The organism is Bacillus sp. SN32, assembly GCF_002837495.1.
GTDB lineage: Bacteria > Bacillota > Bacilli > Bacillales > Bacillaceae > Bacillus > Bacillus subtilis.
This window is the reverse complement of sequence record NZ_PJCT01000001.1, coordinates 1,075,540-1,098,139: the sequence shown is the minus strand read 5'-3', so window position 1 is coordinate 1,098,139 and position 22,600 is coordinate 1,075,540. Positions and strand designations below refer to the sequence as shown.

At 41.2% G+C, this 22,600-nt stretch carries 22 protein-coding genes, 1 pseudogene and 1 riboswitch; of the genes and pseudogenes, 16 read left to right on the top strand and 7 right to left on the bottom strand.

Features of this window, described 5'->3' with window-relative positions:
• Positions 1 to 46: 46 nt before the first annotated feature.
• Entirely contained in the window at positions 47 to 1,732 is a 1,686-nt protein-coding gene (locus CW370_RS05360; RefSeq protein ID WP_024571752.1) for a methyl-accepting chemotaxis protein, read from the top strand.
• Positions 1,733 to 1,844: 112 nt separating this feature from the next.
• Here the strand turns inward: CW370_RS05360 and CW370_RS05355 are convergent, their stop codons facing one another.
• Both CW370_RS05355 and CW370_RS05350 read right to left on the bottom strand, forming a co-directional pair.
• Positions 1,845 to 2,138, bottom strand: coding sequence for a YozQ family protein (locus CW370_RS05355; protein ID WP_024571753.1), 294 nt, complete (start codon positions 2,136 to 2,138; stop codon positions 1,845 to 1,847).
• A gap of 43 nt (positions 2,139 to 2,181) precedes the next feature.
• Positions 2,182 to 2,304, bottom strand: a complete 123-nt coding sequence (locus tag CW370_RS05350) for a hypothetical protein (RefSeq protein WP_024571754.1) — start codon at positions 2,302 to 2,304, stop codon at positions 2,182 to 2,184.
• A 271-nt stretch (positions 2,305 to 2,575) separates the two neighbouring features.
• Here CW370_RS05350 and CW370_RS05345 point away from each other — a divergent pair, with 271 nt between their 5' ends.
• The 4 genes from CW370_RS05345 (at position 2,576) to CW370_RS05330 (ending at position 6,596) form a co-directional block, all read left to right on the top strand.
• Positions 2,576 to 2,734: a hypothetical protein gene (locus CW370_RS05345; RefSeq protein WP_234398213.1), complete on the top strand. Its 159-nt coding sequence runs from the start codon at positions 2,576 to 2,578 to the stop codon at positions 2,732 to 2,734.
• A gap of 254 nt (positions 2,735 to 2,988) precedes the next feature.
• Complete coding sequence (locus tag CW370_RS05340; protein ID WP_024571755.1) at positions 2,989 to 3,984, top strand: LacI family DNA-binding transcriptional regulator; 996 nt, start codon at positions 2,989 to 2,991, stop codon at positions 3,982 to 3,984.
• Positions 3,985 to 4,482: 498 nt separating this feature from the next.
• Entirely contained in the window at positions 4,483 to 5,412 is a 930-nt protein-coding gene (locus CW370_RS05335) for a sugar phosphate isomerase/epimerase family protein (protein WP_024571756.1), read from the top strand.
• Positions 5,413 to 5,429: 17 nt separating this feature from the next.
• The gene (locus CW370_RS05330) at positions 5,430 to 6,596 is read left to right on the top strand and encodes a Gfo/Idh/MocA family protein (protein ID WP_024571757.1); all 1,167 of its coding nucleotides are present in this window, start codon (positions 5,430 to 5,432) and stop codon (positions 6,594 to 6,596) included.
• Between the two features lie 211 nt (positions 6,597 to 6,807).
• Here the strand turns inward: CW370_RS05330 and CW370_RS05325 are convergent, their stop codons facing one another.
• Positions 6,808 to 7,101, bottom strand: coding sequence for a hypothetical protein (locus CW370_RS05325; RefSeq protein WP_015251960.1), 294 nt, complete (start codon positions 7,099 to 7,101; stop codon positions 6,808 to 6,810).
• Between the two features lie 66 nt (positions 7,102 to 7,167).
• Positions 7,168 to 9,210, bottom strand: coding sequence for a molybdopterin oxidoreductase family protein (locus tag CW370_RS05320; protein WP_024571758.1), 2,043 nt, complete (start codon positions 9,208 to 9,210; stop codon positions 7,168 to 7,170).
• Positions 9,211 to 9,357: 147 nt separating this feature from the next.
• Positions 9,358 to 9,449, top strand: a riboswitch (SAM riboswitch).
• 83 nt (positions 9,450 to 9,532) lie between these two features.
• Between CW370_RS05320 and CW370_RS05315 the strand changes: the two genes are divergently transcribed.
• The 7 genes from CW370_RS05315 to CW370_RS05285 all read left to right on the top strand — a co-directional run bounded on the left by CW370_RS05315 (position 9,533) and on the right by CW370_RS05285 (position 17,043).
• Positions 9,533 to 10,567 carry a 2-hydroxyacid dehydrogenase gene (locus tag CW370_RS05315; protein ID WP_024571759.1) on the top strand — a complete coding sequence of 345 codons (1,035 nt, stop codon included), beginning with the start codon at positions 9,533 to 9,535 and terminating at the stop codon, positions 10,565 to 10,567.
• A gap of 17 nt (positions 10,568 to 10,584) precedes the next feature.
• Positions 10,585 to 12,048 carry an FGGY-family carbohydrate kinase gene (locus CW370_RS05310; protein ID WP_024571760.1) on the top strand — a complete coding sequence of 488 codons (1,464 nt, stop codon included), beginning with the start codon at positions 10,585 to 10,587 and terminating at the stop codon, positions 12,046 to 12,048.
• Between the two features lie 97 nt (positions 12,049 to 12,145).
• Positions 12,146 to 13,390, top strand: a complete 1,245-nt coding sequence (locus CW370_RS05305) for an MFS transporter (RefSeq protein ID WP_024571761.1) — start codon at positions 12,146 to 12,148, stop codon at positions 13,388 to 13,390.
• A gap of 405 nt (positions 13,391 to 13,795) precedes the next feature.
• Positions 13,796 to 14,347, top strand: coding sequence for a MarR family winged helix-turn-helix transcriptional regulator (locus CW370_RS05300; protein ID WP_024571762.1), 552 nt, complete (start codon positions 13,796 to 13,798; stop codon positions 14,345 to 14,347).
• Between the two features lie 15 nt (positions 14,348 to 14,362).
• Positions 14,363 to 15,301 (top strand): ABC transporter ATP-binding protein, encoded by a 939-nt coding sequence (locus CW370_RS05295; protein ID WP_014479987.1) that lies wholly within the window; start codon positions 14,363 to 14,365, stop codon positions 15,299 to 15,301.
• Between the two features lie 9 nt (positions 15,302 to 15,310).
• Positions 15,311 to 16,057 carry an ABC transporter permease gene (locus tag CW370_RS05290; RefSeq protein WP_024571763.1) on the top strand — a complete coding sequence of 249 codons (747 nt, stop codon included), beginning with the start codon at positions 15,311 to 15,313 and terminating at the stop codon, positions 16,055 to 16,057.
• Complete coding sequence (locus tag CW370_RS05285) at positions 16,051 to 17,043, top strand: ABC transporter permease (RefSeq protein ID WP_024571764.1); 993 nt, start codon at positions 16,051 to 16,053, stop codon at positions 17,041 to 17,043. Before CW370_RS05290 ends, CW370_RS05285 begins: the two co-directional genes overlap by 7 nt.
• Positions 17,044 to 17,184: 141 nt before the next feature.
• On the opposite strand, the pseudogene CW370_RS05280 reads toward CW370_RS05285, so the two are convergent.
• The 3 genes and pseudogenes from CW370_RS05280 to CW370_RS05270 all read right to left on the bottom strand — a co-directional run bounded on the left by CW370_RS05280 (position 17,185) and on the right by CW370_RS05270 (position 18,906).
• A pseudogene (locus CW370_RS05280) lies at positions 17,185 to 17,717 on the bottom strand (GNAT family N-acetyltransferase).
• 43 nt (positions 17,718 to 17,760) lie between these two features.
• On the bottom strand, positions 17,761 to 18,531 hold the full coding sequence (locus CW370_RS05275; RefSeq protein WP_024571765.1) for a hypothetical protein: 771 nt from the start codon (positions 18,529 to 18,531) through the stop codon (positions 17,761 to 17,763).
• Between the two features lie 69 nt (positions 18,532 to 18,600).
• Positions 18,601 to 18,906 (bottom strand): DUF948 domain-containing protein, encoded by a 306-nt coding sequence (locus CW370_RS05270; protein WP_024571766.1) that lies wholly within the window; start codon positions 18,904 to 18,906, stop codon positions 18,601 to 18,603.
• Between the two features lie 150 nt (positions 18,907 to 19,056).
• Here CW370_RS05270 and CW370_RS05265 point away from each other — a divergent pair, with 150 nt between their 5' ends.
• From CW370_RS05265 to proB, 4 genes are all read left to right on the top strand, one after another.
• Positions 19,057 to 19,773 carry a 3-ketoacyl-ACP reductase gene (locus CW370_RS05265; RefSeq protein WP_004399223.1) on the top strand — a complete coding sequence of 239 codons (717 nt, stop codon included), beginning with the start codon at positions 19,057 to 19,059 and terminating at the stop codon, positions 19,771 to 19,773.
• A 298-nt stretch (positions 19,774 to 20,071) separates the two neighbouring features.
• Complete coding sequence (gene rtp, locus CW370_RS05260; protein WP_003220337.1) at positions 20,072 to 20,440, top strand: replication termination protein; 369 nt, start codon at positions 20,072 to 20,074, stop codon at positions 20,438 to 20,440.
• Positions 20,441 to 20,587: 147 nt separating this feature from the next.
• A complete protein-coding gene (proC, locus tag CW370_RS05255; protein ID WP_010886524.1) occupies positions 20,588 to 21,481 on the top strand; it encodes a pyrroline-5-carboxylate reductase in 894 nt (297 codons plus the stop codon).
• On the top strand, positions 21,478 to 22,593 hold the full coding sequence (gene proB / locus CW370_RS05250; RefSeq protein ID WP_024571767.1) for a glutamate 5-kinase: 1,116 nt from the start codon (positions 21,478 to 21,480) through the stop codon (positions 22,591 to 22,593). Before proC ends, proB begins: the two co-directional genes overlap by 4 nt.
• Positions 22,594 to 22,600: the final 7 nt, after the last annotated feature.

Here is a 22,600-nt window from a genome sequence, read left to right as displayed (position 1 = left end):
ATATTTTATTTCAGCCATTACATTGTGCGGAAAGGGAAAACGACACATGAAAGTGAAAACAAAATTGCTGGGGATTATATCAATATTAGTTGTTTCAATTATTGGAATTGGAGGCTCCTCAGTATTTATGATTTCTTCTACTGTGAAAAAGAATGAAGAACTTAAAGACAAAATGGAATTCCAAAAAGAGATAAAACACATCCAATATGAATTGACCGGGTTATCAAATGATGAAAGAGGCTTCTTGATTACCGGAGACAAAGAATACGACGAGGGTATGAAGGAAAAAGCAGACGATGTCTTAAAGAGTCTTGACCGGGTTAATGACTTGATTGATGAAGAGAGATATCAATCAAATATCGAAGACATTAAGACAAGTTTTACTCAGTATAGAGCTTTGAATCAGCAAGTAGTAACAGCCTACTCTTCAAATCCGAAAAAAGCAGAAACCATCCATTTTGGAGAAGAAAGAACACTAAGAAAAGAAGGCGTAGATCCGGCTGTCAATAAGCTGTCTGATCGCCTGGATCAAGAGGTGGAGGATCTAAAAGATGAAATACGAGGCAATGGGAAAATGAGTCAATGGCTCATCATCATTGTCACCGGGATATCAGTTATATTAGGCGTTGTTTTAAGCATAATGCTGTTAAAGTCTATAATGGTGCCCCTAAGAAGCATAAATAAGCAGCTGGAGGAAATTGCACACGGCGACGCTGATTTAACCAAAAAAGTCATTGTGAAAAATAAAGATGAATTTGGTCAGCTTGCCCAATCGTTTAATTCTTTTACTCATTCATTAACTCAAATTGTGAAGCAGATCAGCAGCTCATCTGAACAAGTCGCCGCTTCCTCCGAAGAATTATCGGCAAGCGCGGAAGAATCGAAATCAACATCTGAACATATTTCCCGAGCCATGCAGATGGCTGCCGACAGCAATGTGAAGCAAAGCTCAATGACAGAAAAGAGCGCAGAATCCATCACTGAATTATTAGACAGTATATCATCAGTCGCTTCAAATACAGGGAACATAGCGGATCTTTCTTCTTCGATGAGAGACAAGGCTGAAATAGGCTCTAAGTCCGTCAACAAGATGTTAGATCAGATGAAATTCATTGATAAATCTGTAGATTCAGCCGGCAATGGATTGCAGACATTGGTAGCGAGCACAGCAGAAATCAGCGATATCTCTTCGCTTATCACGACGATTTCAGAGCAGACAAATTTGTTGGCACTAAATGCAGCGATCGAGGCGGCCAGAGCCGGAGAGCAAGGAAAAGGATTTGCTGTGGTGGCAGAAGAAGTTCGGAAGTTGGCGGATGAAACAAATAAATCTGCAAACCACATCCAATCGGTGGTAGCGACCATCCAAAATGAATCGATAGAAACGGTAAATAATATTAAGGTTGTTCAAGAAAATGTGAGCTCAGGTATTGTTCTTTCTCAAGAGGCAACAGGAAATTTCAATGAAATACTGAACCTCGTGGAACAGGTCACTTCTCAAATACAAGAAGTCGCAGCGGCAACTCAACAGCTTACATCAGGCGTTGAAGTGATTCAGCACACAGTTCATACATTGGCCGCTGGAACAAAAGAAACGTCTGCTAATACAGAAGCGGTTGCAAATTCATCACAGGAACAGCTTCATTCAATGGGGGAAATCTCCTATGCCGCAGAATCTCTATCTCAGTTGGCAGAAGAACTTCAAAAAGTCATTAATCGTTTTAAATATTAAACAGGCTACTTACGTGCAACCCCCATCCTATTCGGTGGGGGTTGGCTCTTTTACTGTGGTTGTTTCTAAAAACAGAGCTAACTGACCTTTTAAGTTAGCTCTGTTTGTATGGCTAGTCCAAATTTTGATCGATCGTCCCTTCAAAATAGTCATCACTGACCTGTTCATGAGTTTCAGCCAATCCTTTTTCTAATTGCGTGCTTCCTTTATAATCTGAGGGCTCAAAGTATTTCCCGGCAACATCTGTTGTGTCATTTTTGTTTTCTTTGTTATGAGTTTGTGTTTCAGTGTTTACACTTTCTGTCTCAGTATTGCTGCTTATAGATTGCTGAAAATCATATTCATTATCTAATGAAGAAAATCTTTTATAATCATCAGGTCTGTCGGCTCCATTTTTTTGAGTCACTTTTCTTCCTCCAGATTATTGATATTTTTGTGCGGGTAAGAACTTATTTCGTTCTTTTAGGCTCAGAACCATGTTTTTTGGGATCATCTGTTTTAAAAGCTGTTTCAGTCTCATGGTCATTTCTCATTTGTTCAATACTTGAATTTTGAATTCCCTTTTTACTCATTGGTTTCACTCCTTTACGAAAAGTGTTGAAATCCTTAACTGTTCTTATTCTGTCTGTTAGGCAGCTATTCATTCACTTTTTTTCGTTGACTCTTTCCCATTAAGACAAGAGAGTCAGCACTACTCCGGTCGTTTTTGAAACCTTTTATTAGCACACTTCGTATATGAAGAGGCTTTATAAAGCTGGGAACATATCTAAGTCAGTTTTAAAAAAACTGTAATTTGTTTTGATGAATGACATTCTTACTTATCATAAAGGGAGAGAATTGAAGATGAACATGGTGAAAAATGGAGATTCAATAAAAGTTGTATTTGTGTTTCAAAAAAGCGAACAGATTAAAGAAGTTGAGCTTAACTCAGCACAGTTGTCTGCTTTTATTAAACTCAAAACAGGTATGGATCGAAACATTCAGCCAGAATCTCAAAATTGAAAACACCGTTTGGTCTTACGGCAATCATCATGTATCTTTACAAGTTTACTTAAAGTAGAAATCAATGATTGAAATGAGAGTATTTCCTTGGTGAGTCTTTATTAATAGGTTAGATGGTGCCTGTGCAAGATATTGCAACAAGATTGTTGAAATCTTTACAGTTATCTTTACAATAACGTATATAGAGCGCTTTCTAAATATTTATTGCATTTTCCTAGGTGGTACCTTGTATAGAGAAAGAGGTTTTTAGCAAAATGAAAACAACAATCTATCATGTGGCAGAAAAAGCCGGTGTGTCCATTTCTACAGTTTCAAAAGTGATCAATCATCAGCCGGTCGGGATGAAATCAAAACAAAAAGTGCTGGATGCCATGCAAGAGCTTGATTATAAGCCAAGTGTGCTTGCATCAGCATTAACAGGGAAACGGACTTCGACAATAGGCTTTCTTTTACCGGATATAGCTAATCCTCTGATTGCCGAAATGGCACGAAGAGTAGAGGATCGGGCACACGAGTATGGATTTAATGTCGTCATTTGCAGTACGGATTTCAAGTCAGAGAAGGAAGAGAGATACGTCTCATTATTAAAGCAGAAACGTGTTGACGGGTTTATTTTAGCTGGGGGGTTTAGGAATAAAGAGGTTATTCATGAGTTAATCAGCGATAACATTCCTGTTATCCTTCTTTCGGAATCACAGCCATATTCATCTCTTACAACGGTTACAGTTGATAATTTCTTGGGAGGGTATGAATTAGCCGCATATTTAATTTCGCTTGGCCACTCAAGGATTGCGGTGATTGCAGAAGACAATGCGAGCAGCAGGGAGCGACTTCGCGGATATTCACAGGCTTTACAAGAGTCTGATCTTGATATTCACGAGGATCTGATCGTTGTAACAGATTCAACGGCCGAATCTGCACAGTCTTTGGCCTCTTCATTATTACAATCTTCAAATCCGCCCACAGCTATGATTTGTTGTAATGATATTTTAGCAATTGGTGCGCTTCTTGCAGCAAGGGAGGAACATGTAGTGGTTCCTGAAGAACTTTCTATCACAGGCTTTGATAATACACTGTTATCAAAAAGTAGCGATCCTCCTTTGACAACAGTTGAAGTGCCTGTACAAAGCATGTGTTCACAGGCAGTGGATTTACTGATTGATGAAATAGAAGGAAAAGCCTCAGAAAAACAAAAAATTTTAGTATTGCCGAAATTAATTGTGCGAAAATCAACAAGCCGTTTTCATTAAAGAATTGTATTCCAAATCAATATATTTAGCAGCTGGAAAGTCCCCGCTGCTTTTTTGTGTTTCTCAATTTGAATCCAAGAATGACAAAAGAGAAGCAAGAAAAACTCAAAAAACAACTTTAATAGGTCGGAATATCTTTTTTTAAAGTTTAAGGTGTATATATATTGGTGTATTGTTGATAATTTTATGAAAAGAATTTCAAAAAAACGTTTACAAAATATATTGAATATTATACAATCAACTCACAAAATATAAAGCGCTTTCTGAATTTGGGTATACAACCTGTGAAAAAAACAATATATTCACTTTTAAAAACAGTATGTAAAGCGCTTTATATTATTTTGTTTTCAGATTTAGTTAAAGTTCACTATTATAATTAAAAATGAAAAAGAAGATCAACTCGGAGAACCGAAATGAATCTTCTTTTAAATCCAGTTAAAAGAAAGCGCTTTATTCTTTGATCGCGGTTCATAATTCATTTGATTAGAGGTGTCTTGTATGAGTATTCACATTGCTGGCGCGCCGTGCTGCTGGGGCGTTGACGATCCGAAAAATCCTTATCTTCCTCCATGGGAGAGAGTGCTACGAGAAGCATCACAAGCTGGTTATAAAGGGATTGAGTTAGGTCCATACGGCTATATTCCGATGGATATCGAACGTGTCCAAGCAGAGCTTTTGAAAAACGATTTATCCATTATTGCCGGTACGATTTTTGATGATTTAGTATCAGAGTCGCACTTAGGAAATTTGCTGGAGCAAGTTGATGAGATTTGTTCTCTGATTACAAAACTACCTTTCTCTTTTCAGGATAAAGAGGAGCGCTTTCGCTTTACACCGCCTTATTTGGTCCTGATTGACTGGGGGCATGACGAAAGAGATTATAAGGCGGGGCATCCTGATCAAGCGAAACGGTTATCTAAAAAGGAATGGAGCCGTATGATGTCTCATATTCGGACAATTGCGGAACGGGCGTGGAAGCAATATGGCGTACGAGCCGTCATCCATCCTCATGCAGGGGGATATATTGAATTCGAGGATGAGATTCAGCAATTACTGAATGATATCCCGTACGATATTGCGGGGCTTTGTCTTGATACAGGACATTTATATTATTCAAAGATGGATCCGGAACAATGGCTGCGGGACTATGCGGACCGTGTCGACTATATCCATTTTAAAGACATTGATGAACATGTATATGAACAAGTAATGGTTGAGCATATCCGCTTTTTTGATGCTTGCGCAAAAGGAGTCATGTGTCCGATAGGCCAAGGAATTATTAATTATGAAGCGATTTACAAGTTGCTAAAAAACATTCACTATCACGGCTATATTACGATTGAACAAGAACGTGATCCGAGAAACTCTGATACTAGTTTAAGAGATGTCAGTCAAAGCCTTGCTTATTTAAAAAATGTTGGTTACTAGTGAGGGAGGAATCAAAAATGATTAATGGTGAAAAAAAGGTAGATAGACCAATACGCTGGGCAATGGTAGGAGGCGGTCGGGGAAGTCAAATTGGATACATTCATCGCTCGGCTGCCTTGCGTGATCATCACTTTCAGTTGGTTGCAGGGGCATTTGACATCAATCCGGAACGGGGAAAAGATTTTGGGATGAATCTTCATGTTACTCCGGAACGCTGCTACTCGAATTTCCAGAAAATGTTTGAAGGAGAAGCGAAACGAGAAGACGGTATTGAAGCTGTTTCTATCGCAACTCCAAACGGCACTCATTATGAAATTTGTAAGGCAGCCCTGAATGCTAGTTTGCATGTTGTATGTGAAAAGCCTCTTTGTTTCACGTTTGAAGAAGCAAAAGAGCTCGAGAATTTGGCAAAGAAAAAGAACAGAGTTGTCGGCATTACATATGGTTATTCTGGGCATCAAATGATTGAACAGGCGCGCCAGATGATCGCAAATGGAGAGTTGGGTGACATCAGAATTATTAATATGCAATTTGCACATGGTTTTCACTCAGATCCTGTAGAAACTAATAATCCAAGCACAAAATGGCGTGTAGACCCGAAATTTGCCGGTCCGAGCTACGTTTTAGGAGATTTAGGGACTCATCCGTTATTTTTATCGGAAATCATGCTTCCGGAACTGAAAATAAACAAACTGTTATGTACTCGCCAGAGCTTTGTAAGAAGCAGAGCGCCTCTTGAAGATAATGCTTATACGATTATGGAATACGATAATGGCGCGCTCGGCACGGTGTGGTCTTCATGTGTAAACGCCGGATCAATGCATGGCCAGAAAATACGTGTAATCGGTTCCAAAGCAAGTATTGAATGGTGGGATGAACAGCCTAACCAGCTGCGTTTGGAAATACAGGGAAAACCTGTACAGATTTTAGAGCGCGGAATGGGGTATTTATATCCGGAAGCATTACAAGATGACCGGATTGGAGGCGGCCATCCAGAAGGTCTGTTTGAAGCGTGGTCAAATCTTTATTCACGGTTTGCCGTAGCGATGGAGGCTGCAGATCAAGGGAAAGAATTGAATGACATGTGGTATCCAGGAATCGAAGCGGGAGTGGAAGGTGTACGCTGGGTGGAAAACTGCGTTCGATCCGCGGATAAAGGCGCAGTATGGGTGGAATATCAATAATATGCTGAAAACGCTGCGACCGCATCCGTTCACAAAATCATATCAATCAAAAAGAATAAAAAACTATTAGTGCGGAAATAGGATGTTGTACCGTTTAAGGAAAGAACATTGACTGTGGTTTAAGAGCTTTACCAAAAGTGGTGGTAGGGGGGGGATTTAAAGCTAAACAGAGGAGAGCGTGACAATGAATCTCGCTCTCCTCAGATTTGTTTTATTCACCCTGATGTTTTTCAACTAATGTGAATGTCCAATCTTTTAACATATGTTTCTGGACATATTTTTTTCCGTTTATTTCAATGTAAGGCAGGTCTGCCATGTCTCCAGCTAACTGTTTTGCTTCAGTCGTTGTTATTCCTAAAAAAAGTCCGATGTAAAAGTAAATATCCCGTTCTTTTATAAGCAAGATATCATTTTGTTCACTACCTTTTGTATGGTTCATCTGCTTTAAGCCTTCACCGATAAAATATCCTGCCAAAGCAATACCAATTCCTAAAAAAACGTCCATGTGTATGCCTCCATTATGTCAATGTTATGTTATACGGGCTTGGCATACTCCGGGTTTCATTATTTTTCAAACTTTTTCAATCTGTACACGGCCTGAAAAAAAGGTGGCGCCGCCGCCCATATCGGACAATCGGTCTGGGGTTAGCGCGTTTACAAGCTGTTTTTTTCCTTGTTCATCCGCCCATAATCCTTGGCTGACAACGACACCTGGCAGCACTTGTTCTCCAACTGCAGCGGTCAGCTGGCATTCTCCCCGGCTGTTCCAAATTCGTACAGGTGCCCCATCAACGATTCCGTGTTCTTCAGCATCTTTTGTGTTGATAAAGAGCTTTGGCGTCTTTTCAAGCTTGATGTGTTTTTCATTATTGGAAAATGTTGAGTTTAAGAAATTATGGTTTGGCCCCGGAACATACATAAACGGATGTTCATTATCGGTTACAAGAGGTGTATATGTCGGTAAAGCAGGGAAGCCGTCTTGTTTCATTTGTTCTGAATATAATTCTATTTTTCCGCTTGGCGTTGGAAGTTCGCCCGGAAACAGCGGCTTTTCGCGTTTCGCTTTCATAAATGAATGCTTAGCAAGTGCATCGTAATCAATCTCTGCCAAATGCGGATTATCTGGATGGTCAAGCGCCTGGCGGATTAATTCTTCATCTGAATCTTTAAGCTCCTGATCTGTGAATCCCATTGCTTCAGCCAGTAATCGGAAAACCTCAGTGTTAGACTTGCTTTCCCCATATCTCTCAATCACCGGCTGCTGAAGCTGAATGTAATGGTGCCAGTAGGAGGTGTAAAAATCAGTATTTTCAAAAGCGGATGTTGCAGGCAGTACAATGTCCGCATATGCAGCCGTTTCCGTTAAAAACAAATCATGAACCACAGTAAACAAGTCTTCCCGCAGCAAGCCCTGTCTGACTTTGTTTGCTTCGGGCGCGACGACGGCAGGGTTCGTTCCGTAAATAAATAGAGAGCGAATCGGCGGGTCTGTTTCCAAAAGCACCTTGCCAAGCTGATTCATATTAAACGACCTCGGGGTGCGCCCTTTCAATAAGTCGGGCCGCTGCAAGGCATTTGTGTTATATTCTAAAATTCCGCTGTTATGCTTAATTGCGCCGCCCCCTGTGTGCAGCCATTGGCCGGTGATCGCCGGAAGACAGGCAATCGTCCTTACAATCATCCCGCCGTTATCGTGATGCTGGGGTCCGTTTCCGATTCTGATAAAAGAAGGGGAGGTTTCCCCGTACATTTTTGCCAGTCGGTAAATATCTTCGGTACTGACACCGGTGATCGTCGATACCTTTTCAGGATCATATTGTTTCACGTGTTCACGGAGGTCTTCATAGCCAACCGTGTACTCGGACAGAAATGCTTCATCATGCATATTTTCTTTAAATAAAATGTGCATGATGCCAAGAGCAAGTGCACTGTCGGTTCCCGGCTTTATCGGAATAAACCAATCTGCGAGACGTCCTGTTTGATTTTTATGCACATCGATCACGACAATTTTGGCACCTTGTTTTCGCGCTTTTTGGGCGATCGTAATTTGGTGCATATTTGTGCTGACCGCGTTGATTCCCCAAAAAATAAATAGTTTTGTATGAATGGTTTCCTCAGGATCGATTCCCGCGCTTATGCCCATTGTATATTTATAGCCTTCAGATCCCGCTTTGCTGCAAATCGTCCGTTCAAGCTGGCTTGACCCCATGCGGTAAAAAAAGCGGCGGTCCATTCCTTCAGCTGTCAATTTCCCCATATTTCCGTAAAAGCTGTAAGGAAGTATGCTTTCAGCTCCCTCTTCATCAATCAGCTGTTTCCAGCGGGAGGTGATCGTATCGATTGCCTCTTCCCAAGAAATCGGTTCAAATATCGCTTGGCCTTTAGCACCTGTTCGTTTGAGCGGTGTAGTCAGCCGCTTTTCATCATATATGCGCTCCGTCATATTCCGGACTTTGTTGCATATGTTTCCGGCTGTGACAGGATGATCAGGGTCTCCTTGCACTTTTACGATTTTCCCGTCTTTTTTATGTATTAACAATCCGCACTGATCCGGGCAGTCCAGCGAGCAAACGGATTTGAAAATGCCGTTTTGTTGTGTGGCAAAAGATTTCATGGCCCAGTTCCTCTCTCTAGTTAGATATTTTGTAAGAATTATAACATTTCGGATCATAACGTCAATTCTGAAAAAAGAGATTGACATCAATCTGAGACTTCTTTATGATAAATGTATTCTTTATTCTGAAAATTACATACTCAACATTTTCTATCCAGAGAGGTGGAGGGACTGGCCCTATGAAACCTCGGCAACATTATTGTGCCAATTCCAGCAAGCGTCAGCTTGAAAGATAGGAAAGCAAGGTTTATACCGGCGTCTGCCTGTAACAGAGCGCGCCTATATATGAATCTCTTTCCATCTTCGGAAAGAGATTTTTTTTATGAAAAATACGATGAAAAGGATGTTTTGCACCATGACGGTTTTGGTTACAGCACCGTACAACGAAGAAGGACGAAAAGAGCTAGAAAACTTGTTTGGCTCAGTTGCTTATCAATCTTGGAAGGAACAAGGCCGGGCATTTCGGGAAGATGAACTCATTCAGCTGCTAAAAGCAACAAATGCGACAGGCTTGATTACTGAGCTTGATCAGGTAACAGACAGCGTATTTGCTTCTGTTCCCGAACTTTCATTTGTCGGTGTTTGCAGGGGAATGCCCTCCAATGTGGATGTGGCAGCTGCTTCAAAAAGAGGCATACCTGTTTTTTATACACCAGGGCGGAATGCACAAGCCGTTGCTGAAATGTTTATTGGAAATGTGATTACCTTTCTCCGCCATACCAGCGTCTCGAATCAATGGCTGAAGGATGGAAAGTGGGACAGTGATTACCTACAGGCTTATATCAAATTTAAAGGAAATGAATTATCAGGAAAAACGGTTGGCATGATTGGGTTCGGGGCGGTTGGCCAAAGGATTGCAAAACTGCTGACTGCGTTTGACTGTAAAATAAAGTATTACGATCCATACATTCAAGACGATCATCCGCTGTATGAAAAAGTATCTCTTAAAACGGTGTTTTCAGACAGTGATATCGTTTCTGTACATCTGCCTCGTACTGAGGAAACACTTGGACTTATTGATCGGAAGCATTTTGATCTGATGAAACAGAGTGCGATTTTCGTCAATACTTCAAGAGCAGTTGTTGTAAACCGTGAAGATCTTTTATCTGTATTAAAAGAACATAAAATCAGAGGTGCGATATTAGACGTTTTTTATCATGAACCTCCAGAGAAATCAGATTATGAATTGATTTCATTGCCTAATGTTCTGGCAACACCGCATCTCGCTGGAGCAACATTTGAAGTGGAGGATCATCACGTGACGATACTGAATAACGCCCTCAAAAAGTGGAAGGGTGAAAAAACTCTTAATATTCCGACAATGTATAACAAGGACGAACTGAAAACAGGGGTATAAGAAAGGAGGCTAAGAGAATGAAAAAACAAAAAGGCTATCTCGTTTTTGATATTGGCACAGGCAATGCGAGGGTAGCGGTCGTGAGTGTAACTGGCAGTGTTCTAACAGTTGAACGGGAGGACATCGTGTATTCCACAGAGACGCTTTACCCGGACAGCCGTTATTTTTCTCCTCAGGTGCTGTGGAAGCAGGTGATGGATTTGGCAAAACGTGCGCTATCCCGTTCGCGTGATATTGACATCATTGGTTTGACATCGACGAGCCAAAGACAGGGGATTGTTTTGATTGATCAAAACGGCAATCCTTTTCTCGGGCTGCCGAACATCGATAATCGCGGCCGAGAGTGGGAGGCGGGCATTCCCGATCGGGAAGAGATATACAGTCGCACAGGCCGCCTGCCGACCGCACTTTTTTCTGCGCTCAAGCTTTATGGATTAAAACAGCGCCAGCCCTCTTTATGGGAAAAGACTGCAAGCTTTACAAGCATCAGTGATTGGGTGACGTACCAACTGAGCGGAATATTAACATATGAACCATCACAGGCAACAGAAACCCTGCTATTTGATGTGAAGCAAAACACTTGGTCAGAAGAGATGTGCGACATTTTCGGCTTTTCTCCATCTATCCTTCCGCCTCTTGTAAGAGCGGGAACAGCAATTGGAACGATAGCAAATGAATATACATCCGAATTAGGCCTTTCAATAAATGCTAAGGTTATAGCAGGGGGCGGGGATACACAGCTGGCTGTCAAAAGCACCGAAGCTGGACTTGAGGACATTGTCATTGTATCAGGGACAACAACGCCAATAACCAAAATTAGTGCGGATCATGGCGACACAAAACATAAAGCCTGGCTGAACTGTCATACAGATCAAGGGCATTGGCTTGTGGAAACGAATCCGGGAATTACCGGCTTGAATTATCAAAAATTAAAACAGATTTTTTATCCGAATGAAACGTACGAAGTAATGGAGGAGGAGATTTCTGCACTTGCAAAAGAAGACCATGCATGTGTAGCGGCTCTCGGCTCTTATTTATCGGCTGAAAAGAATGCATTAACGAGAGGCGGTTTTCTTTTTGATGCCCCGCTGTCAGCACATTTAAAGAGGGCACATTTTGTACGTGCAGCGCTAGAAGAAATCGCATTTTCAATCAAATGGAACTTTGACATTTTAACAGAGGTTACTCCGTTTGAACGTGACTATGTTTGGGTGTGCGGAGGGGGATTCCAAAGCAAAGTGCTCACTCAATATATCGCGGATCTTCTTCAAAAAAAGGTCTATGTCCAAGAGGGATATCATCAGGCATCTGTCGTTGGTGCTGCAGTCATTTGCAATGAAACCTTTCAATTAACGGAGGAGATGTCAGCAAATGTCCAGGTGATTGAACCGAAGGACTGTCAGACAGAATTGGCTTTATATGAGAAATGGAAGCAAACACAGCGCTTTTTTTCAGGTTCAGAAAGCAAAGTATTAATTTAAGGCGGCATTTCTGCTGTTTTGAGGAATCATTTAATTTTCAACTTTAATAAGGTAATACGGTAATTGATTGATATGAGCATCTAAGGAGGAGACAGACATGTTGGATAAAATAGGAATACCGAAGCGGCTTGCCTGGGGATTTTTAGGGGTTGTTTTGTTTATGATGGGAGATGGCCTTGAACAAGGCTGGCTCAGTCCTTTTTTGATCGAAAACGGGCTCACCGTTCAGCAGTCCGCTTCTATTTTTAGTATATACGGAATTGCGCTTGCCATAGCTTCCTGGTTTTCGGGTGTATGTCTCGAAGCATTTGGCGCAAAACGAACGATGTTTATGGGGCTGTTGTTTTATGTGATCGGTACAGCTGCTTTTATCGTATGTGGATTTGAACAGCTGAACCTGCCAGTGATGTATGTGACTTACTTCGTAAAAGGGTTAGGTTACCCGCTTTTTGCTTATTCTTTCTTGACATGGGTCATTTACAGAACACCGCAAAGCAAACTGAGCACTGCTGTCGGCTGGTTTTGGATTGCATATTGCCTCGGCATGTTTGTGTTCGGCGCTTGGTACTCAAGCTACGCGATCAAAGCGTTCGGTTATTTGAATACGCTTTGGAGCTCTATTTTCTGGGTATGTCTCGGTGCATTCTTTGCATTGTTTATCAATAAAGACCGTTTTGAAAAGAAGAAAAGAAAAAGATCAGAAACAGCCGAGGAGCTTTTAAAAGGGGTTACGATACTATTTACAAATCCGCGCGTGCTTACAGGCGGAATCATCAGAATCATCAACAGCATAGGTACATATGGTTTTCCAGTCTTTTTGCCGATGCACATGGCCCAGCATGGAATTTCAACCAATGTGTGGCTGCAAATTTGGGGAACGATTTTTCTGGGGAACATTGTGTTTAACCTTATCTTTGGTATTGTCGGCGATAAATTCGGCTGGAAAAATACTGTTATTTGGTTCGGCGGAGTCGGCTGCGGCATTTTCACCGTTTTATTATACTACGCACCTGTTTTCTCCGGCGGGAGCTTAGCGGTTGTCAGCGTGATCGGCTTTATTTGGGGCGGTTTGCTGGCAGGCTATGTGCCGATTGGTGCAATTGTGCCGACGGTGGCCGGAAAAGACAAAGGGGCAGCCATGTCTGTATTGAATTTGGCTGCAGGTTTATCAGCGTTTGTCGGCCCTGCACTCGCTTGGCTGTTCATCGGTCTCGTCGGCGCGCAAGGCGTCGTCTGGATCTTTGCGGTCCTTTACCTTGCAAGTGCGGTCTTGACGAAATGTATTCATATACCTGAGGAAAAAGCAGTTAAGGAGGAATCATCTCCTCAATATGCATCTTAATTAGAAAGCGCCCATTTTCCGGGGCGCTTTTTATCATTTGTTCAGCAATGTAAGGATTTCCGATACGGAATGACGCAAAAATGATTGATCTGGACGGGATTTAACCATAACAGTCAGCCGATAAGAAACAGAATATAAGTCTGAGCCGTTTGTTCCACGTTAATTTCACGTCTTAGCTCGCCCGAATGTTCTCTCAAAACAAATTCATAACGGTCTCCAATGCTTTATTCTTCATTGAATTCTCGATGACGAGCCATCAACATTACCTCTTTCTGAATCGATCAGTATATAACTATTCTATAAATTATCGAGGGAGTCTAAAGAAAAATAGACAACATATTGACAATGTAACGAGAAATGTTAAGATGTATAGACAATAAGTTGTCCATTCAAGGAGGGAACATCGTGGATTATTCTAAGGAACTGAAAGATTTATTTTTAATGCAACAGTCTTACGCTACATTTTTTTCCACTTTAAACAAAATCCAATCACGCGGAGACGATTATTATGAAAGCTTAACGTCGAGGCAATTTATGACGATGGTTGCCATACTGCATTTACCGGAAGAGGAAACGACATTCAACAACATTGCAAAAAAATTAGGCACTTCAAAACAAAACATCAACAGACTTGTCAGCGGTATTGAAAAAAGAGGTTATGTCATCACTGTACCAAGTAAACGCGACAAGCGTGCAGTTAATGTGAAGATTACTGATTCAGGAAAGCGTGTCATGGAGGAATGCGGTGAAAAAGCGGTGTATTTTATGGCCGATCTATTTAAAGGCTTTTCGACGGAAGAGCTGGAAACATTGTGGATTTTATTGAAGAAACTGTACAGTTTTGACGGAGAAGAACAGGATGGTTTTGAAGAAGACGCTGCTGATTTTGACATTGAACAAAACCGAGACAATTTGAAAACAAATTTATTGCAGGAATTCGCAAAACGGAGAAAGTAAAAAGGAGAACCAACTATGAACAACGTAGCAACAGTAGAAAACTTGAAAATGCAGTATGAAAACAAAACGGCAGTAGATGGGATTTCGTTCGAAGTGAGAGAGGGGGAAGTGCTTGGCTTACTAGGTCCAAATGGTGCAGGAAAAAGCACAACCATTCATATTTTATCAGGAGTATTGTCGGCCAGTTCCGGTAACGTTTCGATATTAGGCCATAGTGTGAAAAAAGGGTCAAAGGAAATGAAGAAAGGCATTGGGATTGTGCCTCAAGATATCGCGATTTATGAGGAGATTTCAGCTGAGAAAAATGTTCGTTTTTTTGCCAGTCTTTATTCTCTTAAAGGAGAAGAACTGAAAGCCCGAGTCAAAGAGGCTTTGGAGCTCGTACAGCTATACGACCGGAAAGATGACAAACCAAAGACGTTTTCAGGCGGGATGAAAAGAAGATTAAACATTGCGTGCGCCATTGCCCATCAGCCGAAACTGATTATCATGGATGAGCCCACGGTAGGAATCGATCCGCAATCCCGGCATCACATTTTGGAATCGATAAAAGAGCTGAAAACAAAAGGCGCAAGCATCATTTACTCTACACACTATATGGAAGAAGTCGAGGCAATTTCAGATCGTATTATGATCATGAATGAAGGAAGAATTATTGCCAATGGAACAAAAGAAGAGCTGTACAGAGAAGTCAATAAAGAAATAACATACGCTTTTCAACTGGCGCATGTTCAGCGATTAAATAAAAACTCGATTAGAGAAATCATAGGAGTGACAGGAGTTGATTTCTCTGACCATCAACTAAATGTTACCGTTCAAAAGAACCAAGATCACCTGAGTGAAATCATATTAGAATTGAGTGCCCAAGGCTGCAGCATCCTAAACATGAACAAAAAAGAGGCATCGTTAGAAACGGTATTTTTAGAGCTGACGGGAAGAAATTTAAGAGATTAGGAGAGCAAAATGAGTTTGTTAAAATTAATAACATTTGATTTTATGAATATTTTAAGGAATCCGGTTCTTGTAATAGCCAATACGGTCTTTCCTTTTGTTCTGATTCTGGTCATGGGCTTTGTTACGAAAAGCAGCTTTGGAGCAGGCGGGGTCAGTTCTTATGATTATTACGGAGTGAATATGATGATTTTCACTGCAGCTCTGATTGCTATGACGACCTCTAATACGTTTATGGAGGAAAAGGTGAAGAAGGCGAACCTTCGTATTGTGTATGCGCCGGTTTCGACAACTAGTATTTATCTTTCTAAATTACTATCAACCTTTATATTCAGTGTCATTATGTACAGCATGAATGTGTTGATAGCCCAAACGATTTTTCATTTGAACTTTGGAGGACAATATCTTACGTATTTCATGCTTTTATTGTATGTATTTTTATTTTTCGGTTGCTGTTTTGGCACAATGTTCTGCAGTTTGTTCAAGAATGAAGAACAGGCGAATGGGATTATGCAAATTCCGATAGCTTTTTTTGTTTTCTTTGGCGGCGTATTTTTCGGAATTCATAGATTTGGAGATACCGTCAATCAGATATCGATTCTTTCTCCGATTAAATGGGTAACAGAATGTTCATTTCGTCTCATTTATGATCATGATTTCAGTATGCTGCTGCCTGTTATGTCAGGACTAATATTGGCTTCAATCATTTGTATTGCCGTTTCTCATGTTGTATTTAAGCCGGAGGGATATATATGCTGAGTTTATTCCAAAACAGGTGGGAGCGAATCCTGACCAAAAAAGCCATTATTATCATTGCATTAATCATTATCCCTCTGATGATTGGCGTTGCGATTATGTTTTCCGGGAAGCCGGTTTTCAAAGAAACAATCGCTTTTGTTACAGAACTGGACGAAGTTCATCATTTGCCGAGTGATTCTGCATTTAGAGTGGTAACGGTACATCAGAAGCCGAAGTTTTCTGATCTGATGTTAGGGAAATACGCAGCCATTGTAGAAAAAAATCAACTTGATTACAAAGTAACCACGTTGAAAAGTAAAGCGGATCAAAAAATGATTCAGCAATTTTTTGAGACTGGAGAAATGCCAGGCAGCTACCGGGGAGAGGATGAATTAAGGACGGAACGGGGAACGGGAACGAATATATTAGGCTTTATCATGATGCTTGTATTGATGCAAGGTGTGGCATTAGCTGCGTTATATCCAGAAGACCGGATGCTCAAAACCTTCAAAAGGATTTTAGTGTCTCCCGTGCATGTGGGGAAATATTTGTTGGTTCAGTTTATCTTTACTTTTTTATGTTTATACATACCCACTTACTTGGCCATCCTGATTACAAATGTACTCTTTCATGCTGAAATTGGTTTCCGTTTAAATATTCTTGCTGGGTTACTGGGTGTTCTTACAGTGCTTGCAACAGCATTCGCTATCTTTATGGCTTCTGTGATGGATCGAAACATCAGTTTGATGACGAGTGGTATCAGTGTGATCACGTGTGTATTGTCAGGCTGTTTTATTTCTTTTGCTCCACATCATCCAATATTGAATGCTCTTTGTGCGATACTGCCGCAAAAAGCGTATATGACTTTCATTCACGGGGTAGAAATGGGGGATTCAATGTGGGAATACAAAACTCAGGTTATTTATATTTTGATGTGGTCGGCTGCGTTTTGTTTTCTTGGGGATTTTATCACAAGAAGAAGAACCAATAAAGGGATTTATGAGTAGGGGAAAAAAGTTATTAGCTTTGTTTTAAGAGATGAAAATCTTGTAGGGATTGATCAAGAATCAAAACGTCACAGCTGGTGCAGGTCATGAATCGGACATTTTAAAGGAAAAGGGATGTGCGCACAGACCAAGAGAATGACGTCATTCTCTTGGTTTTACAATAGAATACACATTTGTATCGTATGGAGTACCATTTTGATACATGTACTGTCTTAAAACGCCTTCTTTTTGAAAACCCATTTTTAGAAGCAGACGATTTGATGCTTCATTAGCGGTAAATACAACTGCGCCAATACGCGTCAGTCCAAGGGCAGAAAATCCGTAAGATACGACCTTTGAAATGACTTCTGATGCAAATCCGTTTCGCCAATGCTCCGGGATGATTTCATAACCGATTTCCGCGCGCCTATGCTTTTGGGCCAGAGCGTGAAAGCCAATTGTTCCGATCAGTTCTTTAGTGTCCCGTCTTTCAATTCCCCACCGTATACCGCGTTTTTCTTGTAGAGGGCAGCAAACGTTTGAATCATTGAAATGGCCTGTTCTATAGATTCCATGTTTTCAAGCCCATAATAGCGTGTCACCTCATCGTTTGAGAAACAAGCAAAAATGGCTTCCGCGTCCTGATCTGTGATTTGCCTAAGTATAAGCCGATCCGTTTCTAATATAGGAAACATTCAACCACTCCCCACGTTTGTGTTTTTGTTTATCATATCCCTTTTATTTCCTCTTTTCTATAGCGAAATCAACCAATGCAGCAAAGGAACGAATTTGTGTTTCTAGTTGCTCTTTGTTTTTGCTGAATTGTTTCAAACGATGGCCGTTCGCGCCTGATGGATGGGGAAAGCCGTTAAGGCAAATCAAATTCTGGAGGCTGTGCTGTCTGATCAATGTTTCACATACTGTTTCGGCCGCTTTTCCTAACGGAATGAGAAGAGCTGGTCCCGTCACATGGTTAAGCTCCGCAGGGAAGTGCCCAAAAGCATAAGTGCTTAGAATAGGAGAATGAGTGATAGCCGGTTTGTATCCGGTATAGTTTTTTTGCTGGATAAAGACAGGATATTTAATAACGGAAGTTGTATGGAGCATATGCCGTAATTCTCCAAAAAGCTTTGCAGCGCTTTGAATGCCGAAAGCTTGCGGCAGCCCGCATAAATCCAGCATGGTGATAAGGTTATGTCTCATCGACCCGGAGAAACCCGCTGCTATTTTTGTATCTACCGCCATTTGCTCAAGAGTGCGGCCTTGCCGCAGACTTTCGACTGCTGTTTCGTACGCTGTTTTCATCTGGGAAAAACCCGGCGTGATCCCGGCAATCACAATCGTAGCAGTCCGATTGATATATTCATTATGAGGTGAATAGTAGATGTCAAGTTCATTTTCTTGATGGAGATGAAATGGAGAAATAAGTAAATCCGACTTTGTAAGTGAAGAGGGAAGAGAATGTAGTTTTTCTTCGAACTCCTTTAAGCAGCTGCGGTTTACAATCATGCGAAAGCCTCCTCAAAAAATGATATCCCATTGTCCATTCTGATCGAAACAACGGGATATCATTCATCATTACCTGCTATTTAAATGGCCAGCCTGCCACACCTCTTTAACGGCTTTAGGAACTTCTTTCACTTCAGCTGCGGTCTGCTGAAACGCGGATTTTTTCATTTGGACATCCTGCTGAATCTTCTTTTGTTTTTGCGTCAGCAGCTCTGTTTCTGTTTTTAATCCTTCGATTTGTTTTTGCATAGCCTGCGTAACAGAGGAAAGCTCCTTTAGTGCAGGGTCCATTTTTTTCTTGTTTTGAATCACGCTAACTCCTAAGAAGATAATAGAAACTGCTAATACTGCAAGACTGATATAAACAATAATCATATGTTCACTCCTTTTCTTATGTCATTACCCTGTATCCGTTTTTTTAATCAGAAGAAATGATATTTACACAGTTCGTTTGATTTGCGTATTGGATGTATTGTACTTATAATGTGATATCGTACATATGTAAACAAAGAAAGGGTGCTTCAATTGCAAAGTTTACAACATAAAACTGCACTAATCACAGGCGGAGGCAGAGGAATTGGCCGAGCTACTGCTCTGGCGCTTGCCAAAGAAGGCGTGAATATCGGGTTAATTGGCCGGACTTCCGCCAATGTAGAAAAAGTGGCTGAAGAAGTCAAAGCGCTTGGTGTAAAAGCTGCATTTGCTGCTGCAGATGTAAAAGATGCCGATCAGGTTAATCAAGCTGTAGCTCAAGTGAAGGAACAGCTTGGTGATATCGATATCCTCATTAATAACGCCGGCATCAGCAAATTTGGCGGTTTCTTAGATCTGTCAGCCGATGAGTGGGAAAATATTATTCAAGTCAACCTAATGGGTGTGTACCATGTCACGCGCGCGGTGCTTCCGGAAATGATCGAACGCAAAGCCGGAGACATCATTAATATTTCATCTACAGCGGGCCAAAGAGGAGCAGCTGTAACAAGTGCTTACAGCGCTTCTAAATTTGCCGTTCTCGGGTTAACAGAGTCTCTTATGCAAGAAGTGAGAAAACATAATATCAGAGTCAGCGCGTTAACGCCGAGCACTGTCGCTAGTGATATGTCTATCGAATTGAACTTAACAGACGGTAACCCTGAAAAAGTTATGCAGCCTGAGGATCTTGCTGAGTACATGGTGGCACAATTGAAATTAGATCCACGCATTTTCATCAAAACAGCGGGATTATGGTCAACAAATCCTTAAAAATGAAAACCTGTCGAAAGACAGGTTTTTTTATTTGAATGAAATCCGTACCGGTAAAATGCGATATGTAAACCTGACAATCGTTTAAATTGAAGATAGCAGTGAATGCAGGCTATAATAGAACTAAGAAAACTATGCACCAAATGTTCAGTAAGAATTTATTTTCTCCGCTACACCTATAATCAGTAAACATGAAATGACTGGACTATCAGTATTTAATATAAAGAAGGAAAACAATAAAAGAAAATTGAATATTTAGTACATAGTGTTGTCAGTGACAGAAGAAGGAGTGCATATGATGAAAGAAGAAAAAAGGAGTTCAACAGGCTTTTTAGTGAAACAGCGCGCATTTTTGAAGCTTTATATGATAACGATGACAGAGCAAGAGAGACTCTATGGGTTAAAGCTGCTTGAAGTACTTCGGTCTGAATTTAAAGAGATTGGTTTTAAACCAAATCATACAGAAGTATACCGGTCTTTGCATGAGCTTCTTGATGACGGGATATTAAAACAAATTAAAGTAAAAAAAGAAGGGGCTAAGCTCCAGGAAGTCGTCCTCTATCAATTTAAAGATTACGAAGCTGCCAAGCTATATAAAAAACAGCTGAAGGTAGAGCTGGATCGCTGTAAAAAACTGATTGAAAAAGCTCTCTCAGATAATTTTTAATAGAAACAAACACCCGGCGCAGCAGTATGAACCGGGTGTTTTCTGCTTTTCATTATACATATTTGTCGAAAAGAAACAATACAAATCAATGATGACCTTCAAACTTGACATCATTTCCTCACGTGGTAACATTTTAAACGTGTGAAAATGCGAACAAAAAAGCGAACAAAGGAGATGTTACCGATCTTTGATCAAAAGAAAGTAGCCTTTATAGGAGCAGGATCTATGGCGGAAGGAATGATATCAGGTATCGTTCGTGCCAACAAAATCCCGAAACAAAACATCTGCGTTACAAACCGCAGCAATACAGAGCGATTAACTGAACTTGAACTTCAATATGGAATCAAAGGCGCCTTGCCGAACCAGCTATGTATTGAAGACATGGATGTGCTCATTTTGGCAATGAAGCCAAAAGACGCCGAAAACGCTCTGTCATCACTAAAATCACGTATTCAACCCCATCAATTAATATTGTCGGTCCTTGCCGGCATAACCACCTCTTTTATTGAACAATCATTGCTTAATGAACAGCCGGTTGTCAGAGTGATGCCCAACACTTCCAGTATGATTGGCGCTTCTGCAACAGCTATTGCCCTTGGCAAATATGTGTCGGAAGACTTGAAGAAGCTGGCCGAAGCATTGCTCGGATGCATGGGCGAAGTCTATACAATCCAAGAAAATCAAATGGATATATTCACCGGAATTGCAGGCAGCGGCCCCGCGTATTTTTATTATTTAATGGAATTCATTGAAAAGACAGGCGAGGAAGCGGGCCTCGATAAACAGTTATCTCGAAGCATCGGCGCACAGACACTTTTAGGTGCCGCAAAAATGCTCATGGAAACAGGAGAACATCCTGAGATCTTAAGAGATAATATCACGTCACCGAACGGAACGACAGCAGCGGGGCTGCAAGCCTTGAAAAAAAGCGGCGGCGGAGAAGCGATTTCTCAAGCAATAAAGCATGCGGCTAAGCGTTCAAAGGAAATCAGCGAAGATATCGAAAAAACTGCAGCGCCGCTATCAGGAGTGATAAAGTGACGCCTGATACAAGCATGAAAAGAGTCGTTGTGAAGATTGGAAGCAGTTCATTAACAAGCCTTCATGGAGAAATCAGCATTCGAAAATTAGAAGCGTTGGTCGACCAGGTCGTCAAACTCAAAGACGCCGGTTATGAAGTGATTTTGGTTTCCTCAGGCGCAGTGGCGGCGGGATATCGGAAGCTAGGATTTATCCAAAGGCCCGAGAAGCTTCCAGAAAAACAAGCATCAGCTTCAATCGGTCAGGGATTGCTGATGGAGGCTTATTCAAAGCTGTTTTTGGCACACGGCTATGTCGCATCCCAAATTTTAATTACGAGAAGCGATTTTTCTGATGAATATCGATACAACAATGTCAGGAATACAATGAATGTACTGCTCGAGCGCGGCATCATCCCGATCATAAACGAGAATGACACAGTTACTGTCAATCGGCTCAAGTTTGGCGACAATGATACGCTCGCGGCAAAAGTCGCAGGTTTGATTGATGCAGATATGCTTGTGATTTTATCAGATATAGACGGATTATATGACGGCAATCCGCGCACAAATCCAGAAGCGAAAAGGATACAGCGGGTAAGTGAAATAACACCTGACATCGAAGCATGCGCAGGTGACACTGGGAGCATCGTTGGCACCGGCGGCATGCGCTCTAAGCTTGATGCGTTTAAAATCGTAATGGCGTCTGGCATTAAAGGTTTCCTAGGTCAGGCAGATGCTGGCGATATTTTATACCACGCCGTTCATGAACAGGCGGAAGGCACCTATTTTGAAGCAGAAGGAACGCTTCCGTTGAATCAAAAGGAGAAATGGATCGCTTTTAATTCCGGTCCGGAAGGTGAAATGTTTTTATCAGATGATTGTTCACGAAAAATAACAAACGGCCAATCGAGTTTATACCTGGACGGTGTACAGAAGATTAAAGGGAAATTCAAAAGCGGTTCAGTTGTTCGGCTGATGGATTCAAAAGGGACGGAAATCGGCCTTGGAATCGTCAATTACTCTTCTGTACAGCTTCAAGAACCGGAAAAGAAAAAGGAACTGACAAACAGAGCTCTAATTGATCAAGAAGCATTTGTTTGCCATGTGGATTTTTCTTTACCTGTAAATTAATTTGCAG